The 13815-nt window shown below is 69.3% G+C and carries 15 protein-coding genes and 1 tRNA gene; 5 read left to right on the top strand and 11 right to left on the bottom strand.

What is annotated here, in order from left to right:
- Positions 1-26 precede the first annotated feature (26 nt).
- The 3 genes from ACFZBB_RS19180 to ACFZBB_RS19170 all read left to right on the top strand — a co-directional run bounded on the left by ACFZBB_RS19180 (position 27) and on the right by ACFZBB_RS19170 (position 2169).
- Positions 27-482: a redoxin domain-containing protein gene (locus ACFZBB_RS19180; protein ID WP_391123694.1), complete on the top strand. Its 456-nt coding sequence runs from the start codon at positions 27-29 to the stop codon at positions 480-482.
- A 134-nt stretch (positions 483-616) separates the two neighbouring features.
- The gene (locus tag ACFZBB_RS19175) at positions 617-1282 is read left to right on the top strand and encodes a hemerythrin domain-containing protein (protein ID WP_355340313.1); all 666 of its coding nucleotides are present in this window, start codon (positions 617-619) and stop codon (positions 1280-1282) included.
- A gap of 182 nt (positions 1283-1464) precedes the next feature.
- Complete coding sequence (locus ACFZBB_RS19170; protein WP_391123692.1) at positions 1465-2169, top strand: hypothetical protein; 705 nt, start codon at positions 1465-1467, stop codon at positions 2167-2169.
- Between the two features lie 95 nt (positions 2170-2264).
- On the opposite strand, the gene ACFZBB_RS19165 is transcribed toward ACFZBB_RS19170, so the two are convergent.
- From ACFZBB_RS19165 to ACFZBB_RS19150, 4 genes are all read right to left on the bottom strand, one after another.
- Positions 2265-3746, bottom strand: a complete 1482-nt coding sequence (locus ACFZBB_RS19165; RefSeq protein WP_391123690.1) for a putative T7SS-secreted protein — start codon at positions 3744-3746, stop codon at positions 2265-2267.
- 3 nt (positions 3747-3749) lie between these two features.
- Complete coding sequence (locus ACFZBB_RS19160) at positions 3750-4466, bottom strand: hypothetical protein (protein ID WP_391123688.1); 717 nt, start codon at positions 4464-4466, stop codon at positions 3750-3752.
- A complete protein-coding gene (locus tag ACFZBB_RS19155; protein ID WP_188284012.1) occupies positions 4463-4777 on the bottom strand; it encodes a hypothetical protein in 315 nt (104 codons plus the stop codon). Before ACFZBB_RS19155 ends, ACFZBB_RS19160 begins: the two co-directional genes overlap by 4 nt.
- A gap of 275 nt (positions 4778-5052) precedes the next feature.
- Positions 5053-5541: a YajQ family cyclic di-GMP-binding protein gene (locus ACFZBB_RS19150; RefSeq protein WP_188284013.1), complete on the bottom strand. Its 489-nt coding sequence runs from the start codon at positions 5539-5541 to the stop codon at positions 5053-5055.
- Between the two features lie 373 nt (positions 5542-5914).
- Between ACFZBB_RS19150 and ACFZBB_RS19145 the strand changes: the two genes are divergently transcribed.
- Together ACFZBB_RS19145 and ACFZBB_RS19140 are read left to right on the top strand one after the other, a co-directional pair.
- A tRNA-Tyr gene (locus ACFZBB_RS19145) sits at positions 5915-5996 on the top strand.
- 204 nt (positions 5997-6200) lie between these two features.
- A complete protein-coding gene (locus ACFZBB_RS19140) occupies positions 6201-6389 on the top strand; it encodes a hypothetical protein (RefSeq protein ID WP_391123686.1) in 189 nt (62 codons plus the stop codon).
- A gap of 17 nt (positions 6390-6406) precedes the next feature.
- Here ACFZBB_RS19140 and ACFZBB_RS19135 read toward each other — a convergent pair whose 3' ends face one another.
- The 7 genes from ACFZBB_RS19135 to ACFZBB_RS19105 form a co-directional block, all read right to left on the bottom strand.
- Positions 6407-7771 carry a tyrosine-type recombinase/integrase gene (locus ACFZBB_RS19135; RefSeq protein WP_391123684.1) on the bottom strand — a complete coding sequence of 455 codons (1365 nt, stop codon included), beginning with the start codon at positions 7769-7771 and terminating at the stop codon, positions 6407-6409.
- Positions 7772-7835: 64 nt separating this feature from the next.
- A complete protein-coding gene (locus ACFZBB_RS19130) occupies positions 7836-8009 on the bottom strand; it encodes a helix-turn-helix domain-containing protein (RefSeq protein WP_391123964.1) in 174 nt (57 codons plus the stop codon).
- A gap of 179 nt (positions 8010-8188) precedes the next feature.
- Positions 8189-9574 carry a DUF3631 domain-containing protein gene (locus ACFZBB_RS19125; RefSeq protein WP_391123682.1) on the bottom strand — a complete coding sequence of 462 codons (1386 nt, stop codon included), beginning with the start codon at positions 9572-9574 and terminating at the stop codon, positions 8189-8191.
- Positions 9571-10476 carry a bifunctional DNA primase/polymerase gene (locus ACFZBB_RS19120; protein WP_391123679.1) on the bottom strand — a complete coding sequence of 302 codons (906 nt, stop codon included), beginning with the start codon at positions 10474-10476 and terminating at the stop codon, positions 9571-9573. The genes ACFZBB_RS19125 and ACFZBB_RS19120 overlap by 4 nt, the downstream gene beginning before the upstream one ends.
- A 94-nt stretch (positions 10477-10570) precedes the next feature.
- Positions 10571-11068 carry a hypothetical protein gene (locus tag ACFZBB_RS19115; RefSeq protein ID WP_391123677.1) on the bottom strand — a complete coding sequence of 166 codons (498 nt, stop codon included), beginning with the start codon at positions 11066-11068 and terminating at the stop codon, positions 10571-10573.
- A complete protein-coding gene (locus tag ACFZBB_RS19110; RefSeq protein WP_391123675.1) occupies positions 11058-11402 on the bottom strand; it encodes an RRQRL motif-containing zinc-binding protein in 345 nt (114 codons plus the stop codon). The genes ACFZBB_RS19115 and ACFZBB_RS19110 overlap by 11 nt, the downstream gene beginning before the upstream one ends.
- 210 nt (positions 11403-11612) lie before the next feature.
- Complete coding sequence (locus tag ACFZBB_RS19105; RefSeq protein WP_391123673.1) at positions 11613-13769, bottom strand: ATP-binding protein; 2157 nt, start codon at positions 13767-13769, stop codon at positions 11613-11615.
- Positions 13770-13815 lie beyond the last annotated feature (46 nt).

Raw genomic sequence — 13815 nt, 5'->3', positions numbered from 1 at the left:
CGACCGCATCCCACCGAGGAGACGTCATGGCCATTCTTCAAGTCGGTGCCAAGGCACCGGACTTCACCCTTCCCGACCAGACGGGCAAGCCCGTCACGCTCAGCGGTGTGCTGGGCGAGAAGGTCGTGGTGCTGTACTTCTACCCGAAGGACAACACCAGCGGCTGCACCACCGAGGCGTGCAGCTTCCGTGACAGCTACGAGAGCTTCACCGACGCGGGCGCCGAGGTGATCGGCGTCAGCTCCGACTCGGTCGAGACGCACGAGAAGTTCGCCGGCCGCCACGAGCTGCCCTTCATCCTGCTCGCCGACACCGACAAGGCCGTGCGCAAGCAGTACGGCGCCACGAGCCTGGGCGTCGTGCCCGGCCGCGTCACCTTCGTCATCGACCGCGAGGGCGTCGTCCGGCACGCGTTCTCCTCGATGATGAACATCGGCGGGCACATCGGGGACGCGCTGAAGGTGGTCAAGGAGCTTCAGTAGCCCCTCGGTTCGGCTCGAAAATGGTTCAACTCCCAGATAGATATGCAGATTGACGATTTGGCAGGCTGACTATAGCCTCGGTGTGGCGATTCCTCCTGATCCACTGGTTCACCTAGTTCCAGGGAGACACGTTGATGACCACTCCGCACCAGCCGGGCGAGACCGTCGATCTGACGATGATGTACGCCTTCCACGACGGACTGCGGCGCGACGTGGCGATCATCGCCAAGTCCGCCGCCGTCACGGGCGACGACCCGTCCCGGCTCACCGCCACCCACTTCGGGTGGGATCTGTTCAAGCGGTTCCTGACCATCCATCACACGGCCGAGGACGACGTCCTGTGGCCGAAGCTGCGCGGCCAGTTCGCCGACCGCCCCGACGACCTCGAACTCCTTGAGGCGATGGAGGCGGAACACGACCGGATCGACCCGCTGATCGCCGCGATCGACGCGGCGCTCGCCGACGAACAGGGCGGCCACACCGCCCTCGGCGACGCCGCCGACGCCTTCGCCACCGAACTCAACGCCCACCTCAGCCACGAGGAGAGCGACGCGCTCCCGCTCATCGAGCGCGAACTGTCCCCGGCCGACTGGGCCTTGTTCGCCGACAGCCAGCGCAATCAGATCGGCCTCGGCCTCGCCCCGCGCTACATCCCGTGGCTGCTCGACGGCGCCACCCCCGAGCGCGTTGCCGAAGTCCTGGCGATCTTCCCCCCGCCGCTGGCCGCCCAGTACCGCACGGCCTGGAAGCAGCAGTACGCCGAACTCAACCCGTGGGCGGCCGACTACGGCAAGCCGTGACGTACCGCGCCGTCGGTTCAGCCCCTCGGCGGGGCCCGTCGCCTGAGCCCCTCGGTTCAGCCTTCGGTTCAGCCCTTGCTTGAGCCCTCGCTTGAGCCCGCGCCGCCGGAGACCCGCACTGCTAGGGTCGAACGCCGACGGCCGGACCCGATGGCCGCACCCACACCCGAGGGGGAATTCCCGTGCCTGCTGGGGCCTACGAGGGTGCGCCGCGCGACGGCGCGACGTACGACGGCGTGACGTACGAGGGCGCGGTCGCGGAACCGGCGACGCGCGAGTGGTGCGCGCGCTCCCGCGGGCGGCTGCGGGCGCTGCTGATCGTCAGCGCCGCGGGCATCCCCGGCTGGGCCCTGGTCTTCGCCTTCCTCGACGTCTTCCTCGACATCGACGTCACCTGGCTCGCGTACGTCCTCATGACGGCCTCGATGCTCGGCCTCGGCTGGTGGGCCCTGATACAGCCGCGCTACAAGCGGTACTGGCGGGTCCTTCAGGTCTACCCCTGGCAGCGCCTGGACGGCGTCGCCCAAGTGGCCGGCAACGGCGTGCCGTTCTTCCGGCTGCCCGTGCCCGACAACCCGGACAAGGACGTGAGCATCCGGGTCCGCTTCCCCGACGTCCGCCGCTGGCGGCGGTTGCTCGGCGAGAACGCCAAACGCGAGGTCTGGTTCGCGGGCGACCCCAGGATCGGGGGAGTGCTCGCGCTGCCGGGGCCGCGCGGGGTGAGCCTGGTCAGGCAGGGCGGGGCCGCCGGAGCCGCCGAGCGGACCGATGAGGCCCGCGGCGGCGGCCCGGCGATCCGGGACATCAGCGATGAGGCGCTGCGCCGGGCGCGGGCCGCCGGTTTCGGCGACCCGCGGTACGACGTGGCCGTACGGCGCGGCTCGTAGCGGTCGCGGGTCGCAGTCTGCCGGTTGCTGGTTTGTCGGTCTGGCGGCAGTCGCCACCCGCTGGTGAACCGGGCCCGCTCGCGTGCACCTCCCGCTCAGTGCCGGCCGGTGTGGTAGCCGCCGCCCGAGTTGCCGAAGCCGGTGAGCGTCCCGAAGCCGATGTTCTCGATGGTGAAGTCCTTGCCGAAGACCGTGCTCTTGACGGTCTCCTTCGTCACCGACGTCACCAGCCCCTTCGTGGCGCCGATGAGCGTCTTTCCGCGCTGCGTCAGGCCGTTCATGTCCATCGACAGGTGGCCCAGCGCACGGCGTTCGGCGCCCGACATCGCGGAGATCGGGCCGTTGTAGTAGAGCCGGGGGATCTTGGCGAAGCCCTTGTCGACCAGCGGGGAGAGCCCGGCGCCGATGGTGTTGCCCGCGACGTTGGCCAGGAAGTTCTTCTTGACGTTCGTCCAGCCGCCGTTCATGGCGTCCTTGAGGGTGTCCTTGCCCAGGCCCTTGGCGAAGCCGAAGGCGACCTTGCGGAATCCGCTGAGGTCTTCCCCGTACTTCCACACCTTGATGACGTTCTGGTACTTCCGCTCGGCCTGGAGGATCTTCACCGCCCACTTCAGCTTGCCGATCTCACCCGCCTTGACCAGCATGCTGACCTTGCCCATCACCGGGATGCAGTCCAGTGCGGCGAACAGCAGATCGCCCCAACCCGCCTTGCCCTGAATGAATTTCACCAAGGTGTCGGCGAAGACCAGCAAGGCCGCGGCCAGCACGATCCAGGCCAGCGGGCCGCCGATGAACAGCAGCAGGATGCCGCCGATGGCGACGATCACCTTGAGGATCGGGAGGATGACGCTCCACGCCTTGACCAGGAAGTCCCCGAGCTTCTGGTACCACTTCTTGTTGTGGATGCCGACGTCGGAGGCGTGGTCGAGGTCCTTCTTGAGGACGTCCACCGCCGTGCCGTGATTGGTCCCGGCGTCCTGCGCCTTCTTCCGCAGCTCGGCCAACTGCTGCTGAATACCGGAGACCTGGCCCGCGACCTGGTCCTTGTGGGCGTCGGCCTGCTGGGCGTTGCGGACCGCTTGGCGGACCTTGTCCGGGTCGGGCGGCGGTACGTTCCCGCCGGCGCCTCCGGCTGATCCCTTGGAGCCGTCGAGCTTCGCCTTGGCGTCGCCCGCCGTGGTCGCGTCGACCTGCGCGCGGGCCAACTCGGTCTGCTTCGCGGCCAGATCGTTGCGCAGCAGACGCGCCTGGGACAACGCGCCGTCAGCGGCGGACTGTTCGGTCTCCACCGAGTCGGCGAAGGTCACCAGGGCGTCGCCGGCCGCGCCGTAGGAGTCGTGGAGCTTGCCCAACTGTCCGGGCAGCTTGCCTATTTGACCGCGGAAGGCCTCGGCGGCCTTGCCGTTCCACTCGGCGAGCGCCTGGTCCTTGGCCGCGCTGTTGAGCAGCGAGTGCACGGTCGCCACGTCCTCGGCGAAGGTCTGGAAGCGCCTGCCCTCGGCCCTGATCTCGTAGACGTCACCGGGAGTCGGGTCGCTGTCGAGGTCGAGATTGTGCCAGTCGGTGGGTCGGGTCACGGCTCAGCTCACCTTCTCGGCGGACCCGGCGGAGGGGTCGTCGTCGGCGTAGACGAAGCGGAAGGTCTCGGTGATGCCGTCGAACAGCTCCAGCATCGGTTCGGCGAGGGCGAGTTGCGAGGTCGCCCCGCTGATCACCGCGACCCGAGGGTCGCCGCCGGGGAACGGTACGAAGGTCTGCATCAGCACCATCCGGACCGTACGGTCGTCGTCCGGCAGTTCGATGTCGTCGATCCCCTCGCTGCGCGCCGCGGAACCCGCGTCCGGCAGCTCCACCAGCTTGATCCGGCGCCACGGGTCGGTCGGCCTGCGGCCCGCGGGGACCGGCTTGAGCGCCGCCACCAGCGCCGCCAGATTGCCGCCGGCCCGGCCGCCTGCCTGCTCGCCGTCCGCCGTGTCGTCCGCCCGGTCGTCGGCTTCCAGGACCGCGATCGTGACGCTCGCCGTGAGCGGTGCCTCGTCGCTCAGGTCGGCCAGCGCGCCGAAGTACAGCACCCCGGTCTGCCACGCCTCGTCGGCCGTACGGGTCAGCGTGCGGATGAGCGCCGTCCTGGAGTCGGCCAACTCCGGCCGTTCCTGGACCCGTTCGCGTACGACCTCACGTATCGACGCGTCGCGCGTGGCCGGATGGATGTCGAACTCGTACCAGGAGCTGGGCACCAGGATGTTCACCCCGCGCACCGGCGACGTGCCGGAGGGGGCGGAAGAGGACACGGTCACGGCTGACCGCCGCCCTCGTGCTTGGCCAGCGCGTCCTTCAACTCCTGGTCGGTCTTGGTGATCTCGTCCACGACGGCCTGCGCCATCTTCGCGACGCTCTCCAGGCCGCTGTCGATCTCCTTACGGCCGTCCTTCCAGCCGTGCATGAAACCGTCGAGCGCGTCGTGCGCCCTGGACGAGCCCAACTCCCCGTTGCCGAGGGCGCGATCGACCTGCCCGGTGTCGTCCATCCGCGTCTTGACCGATCTCAGCCCCGTCGCCAGGTCGCTGAGCCCGATCAGACTTATCGTCAGATCTCCTTTGGCGGACATGCCTGGTACTTCCCCGTTCCCCGTTGCCTGTCTTGGCCAGGCAGCCTATCGCCGGGGGCGCGGGAGCCACAGGGATTCGGCGTCCACGGGGATTGGGCGTCCACGGGGATTCGGCGTCCACGGGGATTGGGCGGCCACAGGGATGCGGCGTCCACGGGGATTGGGCGGCCACAGGGATGCGGCGTCCACGGGGATTGGGCGGCCACAGGGATGCGGCGTCCGCAGGGGAACCGGCGGGAGGGCCGCGACGCGGGCCGCGGCCTCCCGGCGGGGAATCAGCGGTAGTTGACGAACTGGAGGGCGAAGTCGAGGTCCTTGCCCTTGAGCAGGGCCTGGACGGACTGGAGGTCGTCGCGGCTCTTGGAGCTGACGCGCAGCTCCTCGCCCTGGACCTGGGCCTTGACGCCCTTGGGACCCTCGTCCCTGATGATCTTCGCGACCTTCTTGGCGTTCTCCTGGGAGATGCCTTCCTCGATCGAGGCGAAGATCTTGTACTCCTTGCCGGAGAGCTGCGGCTCGCCCGCGTCCAGCGCCTTCAGCGAGATTCCCCGCTTGACCAGCTTGGTCTCGAAGACGTCCAGGATCGCCTTCACGCGCTCCTCGGAGTTCGCCTCCATCAGGATCTTCTCGCCCGACCAGGCGATCGAGGCCCCGACGTTCTTGAAGTCGTACCGCTGCGAGATCTCCTTGGCGGCCTGGTTGAGGGCGTTGTCGACCTCCTGCCGCTCGACCTTCGAGACGATGTCGAAACTGGAGTCGGCCATCTTCAGTGGGCTCCTTGGGTATCGCTTGTCTGTCTTCCATCACATCCGCGGCCCGATCCCCGGACCACCATCCCCAAAGACTAGGGCCTGTCGTGTGGATCTCCGTGGGGAAGGAGCGGTGTCCGGTGCGTGCGGATGCAAGCCGGAGGAGGAGGCGACGCGGAGCGTCGTCGACCGACGACAACGCGGCAGACGTGCGCGCCGGGCCCCGGGGACGCCGCGGAGATCCACACGACAGGCCCTGGCTACCTGACCCGGCGACACCGCCCGCAAGCGGTGATCAATCCGGTGGCGAACCACCCCCGCGGATCGGGTATCGTTTACGTCGTCGCCACGGCACCCCGCACCCAGCGGATCCGCGGCTTCATCCCATGGCGGTATGCCCGAGTGGCCAATGGGAACGGACTGTAAATCCGTCGGCTATGCCTACCGTGGTTCGAATCCACGTGCCGCCACACGCTCTGAGGGGCCTGTGACCAGCGTTTATGCTGGTCGCAGGCCCTTCAGTCGTTCTGGGCGTTCGAATGATCGAAAAGTGGCTTTAGTGCCACTCTGTCTCACCCTGGATCGCGTCCTGACCGGCGCGTGTGGGGCATGCGTGGGGTGGACGGACCGCGCACTGCGGTGCCGGAACGGTGAGAGCTGATGGGGGGCACAGCATGAGTAAGAGGCGGTACGTGGCGCGGGGAGTCCCGGGCGGATACCGCATCTGGGACAACAAGGCGCGCCGCTGGTGGGGCGACCTCTACGAGTTGTGCCCGGACGACCTCACGGCAGAACTCAACAGCGAGGCCGACCCTGGCAAGATCACCGCACTCATGAAGCGCTACCGGGCGCTGAAGCGGTAGCCGTCCCACCTGATCAGCTACCGCCAGCGCTTCAGGGCGGCGTCGATCCGGTCGTTCGCCATGCTGGTGGCTCCGTCCAGGCACTTGGCGTAGACCTTGAGCAGTACCGCGACCGAGTGGCCGGCGCGGCGTGCGACCTCGACAGGGTCGACGCCGGAGTTCAGCCAGAGCGAGACACAGGCGTGACGCAGGTCATACGGGCGGGCGCCCAGCGGCGACGCCAGTTGATCCGCCGTGAACGCCTGCTTCCTGGCCCGCGCCCACACCTCGCCGTACCCGCTCTCCTGGACGATGCCGCCGCGCGCGGTCTGGAACAGCCGGCCGTCAGCGGTGGTGCCGTAGGTGTCCAGGTGGGTCCTGAGAGCGTCAACCAGAACCGGCGGGATCGGAACGTGGCGCACGTCCTTCTGCGGTCGCCATTTCAGGCCGCGTTCGTCGTGAGCGGTGCCCGAATCGGTCCATGAGCTTCCGACGCGCGGTCGGGAGCCGTCCAGGTGGAGCGTGCCCCAACCCTCCAACGGGAGTTCGCAGTTGGTCCGGCGCAGCCACACGGCCTCGCCGGGCCGCAACGCCGCGTGGTAGAGCACCGCGAAGAACGCTTCCAGGTGCTTTCCGTGATTGCCCTGCTCGCTCACGGCCTTGAGCAGCAGGCGAGCTTGCCGAGGATTGACCACACACCCTGGGTCGATCTCCTCAACCGGTGCGGGCAGTGCCCATTGCACTTGAGGGAGTGGATTCACGGTCAGTCTCCGCGCCTCCACGGCGAACCCAAGCGAGTTGTGGAAGATGGCGCGCTTGCGGCGAACCACCGATGCCGCCGCCTGCTTGCCGTCGAGTCGGAGCGTGAAGCCAGTCAGCACCTTCCGCAGCAACAGCGGGTCATCCAGCGCGCTGACAGGGACGGTGTGGGCGGCGACCCAGGTGAGGACGCGCTGAGCGTCCTGCGGTGTCTCCTCTCGCCAGCGGTTCATGTTGAAGGCCCAGGAATACAGGGCCCTGCGCAGCTCCCGCGCGTCCGGCATGCCGCGATGCGTGGTGACCAGTGCCGGGGTGGCACTGGCCATGGCCTCGGCCAGAGTGGTGCGGGTCTTGGCCGGCGCGGCGGGCCACTTCATCTCGATGTAGTCGCGGGCGTGCTGGTACCAACTCACGTCGTTGCGCCGCCGCAACTCCGAGACCGGCACGCCGCTGGCCTCGTCAAACTGCTCGCCGTTCCTTACCGCGGTGAGCAGTTCCGCGCGCCGGCCGTCGGCGAGCGTCTTGGTGCGGAAGCTCTGCGAATGCGGAGTGCCGCCGACTTTCCAGCGGAGTTCGGCCGTAGACAGCCCACGGTCCTTGCGCTGGCGGACGGACCAGATACGAACGTCAAAGGTGTAAGCCACGGCTTGCCTTTCCAGGGCGTGAGAGGGGCCCGCCGCGTGTCGCGGCGGGCCCCTCAGGGGGAGATCAGTACGCGGGGGTGTCGAGGCCGTCCCACCACGCATCCAGGTCCGAGCGGCTCACCCGGAGATGACCATTCGGGAGCTTCACGAGCCGGGGTGCTTTCCCCTTCGCTCGCATGCGGTAGAAGGCGGCGCGTGACATGTCGATTTCTTCGAGGACTTCCGGAAGCTTGAGCATCTTGGGTTGACGCGGTGACACGGTGACTCCTCCGGCGGAAGGGGCGAAACGTGCGCTTACCGATGGGGGAGGGGGACCCCCCTCCCCCTGGAAGTCCGCTACATCGGCTACGTCTGCTACGCCGCAGGTCAGAGCGGGGTTCGGCGTAGCGCTTGGGTGGCGTGTAGCGGATGGCTCCGCTACAGAGGGAGCGTCGGCGTAGCGGCTTCGGGGTCCGTAGCGGACTCGTAGCGGCTTTCGGGCCCGGTTCCCGCTACGTCGTTTCCGCTGGTCTTCGGACCGGACGGGGCGTCCGTAGCGGCTGTAGCGGACTTTCCGGGGGGAGGGGGGCAGTACCGGGCCCACGCGTCGTGCAGATCCTCGGCGTAGTAGCCCTTGGCGACCGATTCACCGATGCGCATGTTGCGGGCTTTGATCGGCTGGTTGTCGGCGGTGACGTACTCCCCAAGTCGCTTGGACAACTGGCGGGAGTCCAGGGGCTTGCCGTTCATGTCGGCCCACGGGGCTTCGTCCATGGACGTGAGCGCGGCGAGAATCTGGCTGGTGGGCATGCGGTCGGCACCGCAGAACGCGTTGTCGCGCATGTCGGTCAAAAGCCGGATGCCGAGTGAGGCTTTGTCTCCGGCTGCTGCTGCGGTGACGAGTTCCACGCACGCCTTCCGGGCCCGGGTGGACCAGTCGCCGCCGGCAGCGTCGGCAACGGCGAGCAGGGGCTCCCATACATCCGCCGGGCGGTCGTTGACGCCGTCGGGCATCGCGGGGAATGCACCGTTGACGCGGTCGCGGACCGAATCCGCCCATGCGGCGAGGCGGTCCCGCAAGGCGTGTCCTTCCGGTTCGTGAATGCGGGACCGGAAGGATTCCACGTGCTCATTCGGCGCCCGGCGCCGCATCCGGATGACGACCGAGCGGTGCAGGATCGTGTCCGGCAACCAGCCGAGTCCCGCAACGGCCACGGCGGCGTAGACGGGGAACGGCTGGACGGTTTGCTGATCGCCTACAGCCACGCACCGGTAGGAGACTCCGATACGACGGTGACCGGCGTTGATCAGGCCGCGTAGTTCCTCGTTGTCGCCCGCTTTGGGGCCGAATACCGTGTCGATCTCGTCAAAGAGGATCGTCGGGCGTCCGGAGTCCATCGACACCGCGCGGAACAGGGCGGCGGCGGACGCGTTCACCGCCGCCATGGGATTGGGGACCAGCGTCCCGCAGATCTCCAGTCCCCGCGTCTTGCCCGATCCCGGTTCCGGAGAAAGGAACGCGAGGCGGGGAGTGGAGTCGAAACAGTCCAGCAGGTGCGCATGCGCGTCCCACAACACCACGGCGACGTACGCCGCTTCGGTGGGGAAGGCGTTGAACCGGCGGTGAAAGGCTTCGACCTCGTTCAGCAGCGCGGCGCCGTCGATGCCCTGCGCGTCATTGCGGAGAGCAGAAGGGACGCCCTTGCGGGCGGCGACCTTCGGCGCGCTACGGCCGGTGGAACCGGCGGCCGGTTCGGCGGAGTTGCGCTGATCGGTGGGTTCGGTGGTGCTTTTGAGGGCGGGGCGGGGTTCGGGGCTGGTCATGCCTTCTCCCGGGGTCGGACGGTGCGCAGGGAGTAGTCCAGGGCGTCGCGGATAGTGGTGCGGCAGTCGGATTCCGGTAGTCCCGCCGCGATTCCCGCCGCCTCAAAAGCCGCTTCTACGGCCGTGCGGTCCAGGTCGCCCCACGCCACGAACCGGCCCGTTCGGATCACGGCCCTGAGCAGCGTGCTGTGGCGGCTTCCTTCACCGGTCGTGGCGACCGAGGCCGTCTCGCGTTCGAGCGCGACCGTGGCGTACCGGGGCGCGTTGACGGTGGGCATGGGCCGGATCGGCGCCGCCACAGGGCCCTGAGGGGCCGTCAGAGCGTTTTGAAGCCATTCAGGTAGCTTTGCAACGGAATCGTCGCACAGGGCCGCGTACGGGCCCTGAGGGATTGCGCTTCCGGCCGCGACGACGTACCCGCCCCATGCCCGGGTGTCGATGTGCGGACCGAGCCGGTTGACCGTGCAGCCGAGCCGCACCCCGGACGGGGCGGTGAAGTACAGATGCTCCCCGCCGCGCGCGGTCCGCACCCGGTAGGTGGCGGGGATGACCTCCCCGGCGCGCTCGCAGAGCGCCTTGAGGGAAGTGGCGCCGTCAGGCGCTCCGATCGGCTCGTTGGGCTTGGTGACGTCCAGATCCAGCACGACCAGACCGGCCGGGCCGGTGGCGATGCCGACGTTGTAGGGCCGCGCGTTCCACGCGGCGCGGATCAGGTCGGGGTCGAGGGTGGCGCGCTGCTCGGGCTTGAGATGCCCGGCCGCGCACCGCCCGGTGCGGGGGCAGGACCGTTCGGGGTGGCCGGCCGGACGCTTGGCGCCCGGGTGCAGCGGGATCACGGGCCAGCCGCGTTCGGCGGCGGCCAGTGCTGCGGACAGCAGCGCAGGGGGGTGCGGATGGGTCATGCTGGTGGTTCTCCTGTCCTTCGGGATGGAGGAGGACCGTGGCGGCGGATTGTCCTTTGGTCGGGAGCCGCCGCCACGGGTATGCGTGGGCGGATCAGGTAGCGGATTCCTGGTCGTTGGACCAGCTGCCGGAGATGATCAGGTCGATCACGTCGGGGGCGTAGCCGTCCTTGGCGAGCCGGTCCCGGAGCCGCGCGGTCTTCCAGCGCTGCGTCTCACGGGCCTTGATCCGGTCTGCCTGGTGGGCGCGCCGGCGCTGCTCGACGGGGCGTTCGGCCCATGCTGCGTAGCACTCGGGGTGCGCCGGCCACCCCGACATGCCCGAGGAACGGGCCCGGGTCGGCTTGCCGCAGTGCTGGCACGGCCGTTCGGTACGGCCGGGGCATTGCGGCTGGTGGTCGTCCCACCACGCGACCAGTGCGGCGACGGCTTCGGCGCCATGCGCGGTGTCGGTGGCGCCGCAGCGGCAGACGTACTCCGCGAACGGCGCCGCCGGCTGGACGCTCCCGAACGGCCGCTCCGCGTGGACCGGCGCGCTGATGCGGATACCCGGCAGGGCCGGGGTGGGGCGTAAGCGGGGATCAGGCCCCATCGTCGGCCTCCCGCATGCACGGAACGCACAGGCGGTGCCGAGTGGAGATCACATACGGGCGCACGGTCCGGCAGGCGGGGCAGGTGCGGCGCGCGCGCATCATCGCGTGATGCGCGCGCCACATCCCGGGCGTCATGGGACGCACCTTCCGGGCGGTGGACGGGTCGTAGAGGTAGGCAGTGCGGAAGCCGCCGGCGTGACGGGCCTTGCGCGAGCGCCAGCGCAGTTCCGCGACGGGGTCGTTGCCGCCGGGCCGCAGACCTTCCGCACGGAGCTGGCAGCGGGTCATCAGGCCGTGCGGGGCGAGGCGGTAGCGGTAGACGGGCAGGGTCACCAGGTCCCCCTTCCATGGGGCCGGAGCGGTGACTGTGTGTGCAGGGAGGGAGGCAGGGGCCACCCGCGAACCCCTGTTTCCGGGGGTTTCCGCAGGTCGCGGAGGGATGGCTCCCTGCCTCCCTGAGAGAGGGTTGTCGCTGATCAGATCAGGGAGGCGAGGTCAGGGAGGCGGTCAGGGAGTTCTCCCTGCCTCCCTGGACACCTCCCTTTACTCAGCGTCACTCTCGGCGGTGTCGGCGGCGCGCTGGACCAGGGCGGCGCGGACCTTGGCGCGGTCGACGACCATCACGCCGTCCGACTTGTGCGGGGCCGCGCCGAACGGTTCCAGCACCTCGCGCAGGTTCCCGAACTTCCACTCCCGGTACTCGGTCGGGCGCAGTTCGGCGAGGCGCTGCAACACCTCCTGTGTGCGCATCCGGTCGGTGTCGGCGAGCACGGTGGCGATGTCGGCGAGCGCGTCCACCCGCTCGCCCGTGTCGACCGCGTTGCGCGTGGTCACGCCGCTGCGGCGTGCCTTGGCACGGTCGGCGATCTCGGCGGCGGTGTCGCCGTCGATGAAGTGGGTCCGGATGGTGATGGAGGACTGGCCCGGGGCGAGCTTCACGCCGTCGCCGGCCACGACCACGGTTCCCTTGTCGAGGCCCTGGCGGAGCTTGTGCGGGGCGGCGCCGCCGTCGATGGCCTTGTCTCCCAGGGCCATCCTGGCCTGCGACTCCGTGCCCAGCACCAGCGAGGCGCGGATGTGCGCACCCTCTCGGACCAGCTTGGGAAGGTTCTGGTCGGTCGGGTCCTGCGTGCCCTGCCACAGCAGCACGTCAACCGCGCGGCCCTGGTTGTGGATCTTCCGCGCGGCCTGGAAGTACCGGGAAGTGGCCTTAACTCCCCCGTAGGGCCGCTTGTCGGGTCCGACAGCCGGGCACATGAACGCGACCTGTGCTTCGTCCACCAGCAGGATCAGCGGGTCCCAGGTGGTGCCGACCGGAGCCATCAGGCGCCGCTCCATCTCGGCAACGCCCTGCTCAAGCATCTCGGTCGCGTCGATGACGTGGTCATCGGTCGGGCCCTCGATCAGGACCGTGGCCAAGCCGTCGAACATCCGCCAGTCCCCGACCCCCTTGAGGTCGGCGATCCGGACTTGCACGGTCGGGTCCAGCACTAGCCACAGCAGCAACGCCCGCAAGCTCGCGGTCTTGCCCTGGTTGGACAGGCCCGTGATGAGCAGGTGGCGTTGGAACAGGCTGATCAGCGCAGCATCCCCGCGCAGATCCTGCCCCCAAGGCGCCCGACCCGTGGCGTAGTTGCTCGTCAGGTCGCCGTCGATGGACAGCGGAGACGGGCCGATCGGCTCGTCCAGCGCGCCCGAGTCGGCGATCCACAGCCGCACCGTACGCGCGGCCTGCGGAATGCTGATGAACACCTCGTGCTCGTGCCGTCCCAGGTTCTCCGCGAGCTTCCGGCGGCGCCCCTGGACTTCCTCCGTCGACACCCCGGACGGCAAGGTCACGTCGACCTCGACACCGCATCCGGCGATCCGGATCGGCCCGAGCATCGCGGCGCCGTTGTCCTCCATCGCCTTGATCGCACCGCGCAGCGCGGCGATACCGAGGTCACGCAGGGCGGTGACCACGATCGACGGGGTGATCGGGACGCCGTCGTTGGAACGCTGCACAGGCGGAAGCGCCCAGTTGGGGGCGGCCTGCCCGCGCCGACCGACGTTCCACAAACCGAACAGCGCCGCCCACGGGGTCAGGAACACCGCAGGTCCCCACACGATCGACGCGAGCCACACCAGCGTGCGGATCACGTCGATGGTGAACGCGATCGGCGCGATGACCTGCCCGGCGTCGTGCTCGGCTATCGCCAGGACCGTGCCCAGTGCGAGCAGGCCCCCGGCGCTGGTCGCGGTGCCGACCACGGCGCCCTTGGCGATGCGCTGCGGCGCGGTGAGCAGGTCCATGCGCCGCTGGTGGCGGGCGGCGCGGAACTGTCGGCCCCGCTCCTCCCACTCCATCGCGGTCTCGTGCTGCCCCGCGGCTTCGGCGATACGGATCATCCGCTCGTAGCGGGCGGCGGACCGGCCATCCCACGCGCGCTTGGCGAGGATGCCCATGCCGCCCGCCACGTAGGCGCCGTGCCGTACCGCGACACGTGCGGCGGTACGGGTGCGCTGGTCGGTGGCGACCACCCGCACAGTGCGAGCGGTGCGCCGCCACAGCGCCGCCGCCGGGGCGGTCGTCGCGTCGGCGGGGATGACGATGCCTTCCAGCACCTCGCGCGGCGGCGCGGTGTCTGACGGGTCGGCGTGCTTGGTCAGATCGGGCGCGGACCGGGGCCGGTACGCGTCCAGGTCGATGATCTCGGTCATGCTGGGAGCTCCTGCTCTCTCAGGAGGTGCGGGGCCCGGAACGGCC

The sequence above is a fragment of the Streptomyces sp. NPDC008139 genome, from assembly GCF_042957025.1.
Taxonomy (GTDB): domain Bacteria; phylum Actinomycetota; class Actinomycetes; order Streptomycetales; family Streptomycetaceae; genus Actinacidiphila.
The sequence above is the reverse complement of the archived record's forward strand: the minus strand, read 5'-3'. Positions and strand labels throughout refer to the sequence as shown.

What these genes read in the sequence shown, in the direction of transcription:
- ACFZBB_RS19180 (WP_391123694.1), top strand. Translation starts at nt 27, where the DNA reads ATGGCCATTCTTCAAGTCGGTGCCAAGGCACCGGACTTCACCCTTCCC.
- ACFZBB_RS19175 (WP_355340313.1), top strand. Translation starts at nt 617, where the DNA reads ATGACCACTCCGCACCAGCCGGGCGAGACCGTCGATCTGACGATGATG.
- ACFZBB_RS19155 (WP_188284012.1), bottom strand. Translation starts at nt 4,777, where the DNA reads ATGTCCGCCAAAGGAGATCTGACGATAAGTCTGATCGGGCTCAGCGAC.
- ACFZBB_RS19150 (WP_188284013.1), bottom strand. Translation starts at nt 5,541, where the DNA reads ATGGCCGACTCCAGTTTCGACATCGTCTCGAAGGTCGAGCGGCAGGAG.
- ACFZBB_RS19140 (WP_391123686.1), top strand. Translation starts at nt 6,201, where the DNA reads ATGAGTAAGAGGCGGTACGTGGCGCGGGGAGTCCCGGGCGGATACCGC.
- ACFZBB_RS19130 (WP_391123964.1), bottom strand. Translation starts at nt 8,009, where the DNA reads ATGCTCAAGCTTCCGGAAGTCCTCGAAGAAATCGACATGTCACGCGCC.
- ACFZBB_RS19125 (WP_391123682.1), bottom strand. Translation starts at nt 9,574, where the DNA reads ATGACCAGCCCCGAACCCCGCCCCGCCCTCAAAAGCACCACCGAACCC.
- ACFZBB_RS19120 (WP_391123679.1), bottom strand. Translation starts at nt 10,476, where the DNA reads ATGACCCATCCGCACCCCCCTGCGCTGCTGTCCGCAGCACTGGCCGCC.
- ACFZBB_RS19115 (WP_391123677.1), bottom strand. Translation starts at nt 11,068, where the DNA reads ATGGGGCCTGATCCCCGCTTACGCCCCACCCCGGCCCTGCCGGGTATC.
- ACFZBB_RS19105 (WP_391123673.1), bottom strand. Translation starts at nt 13,769, where the DNA reads ATGACCGAGATCATCGACCTGGACGCGTACCGGCCCCGGTCCGCGCCC.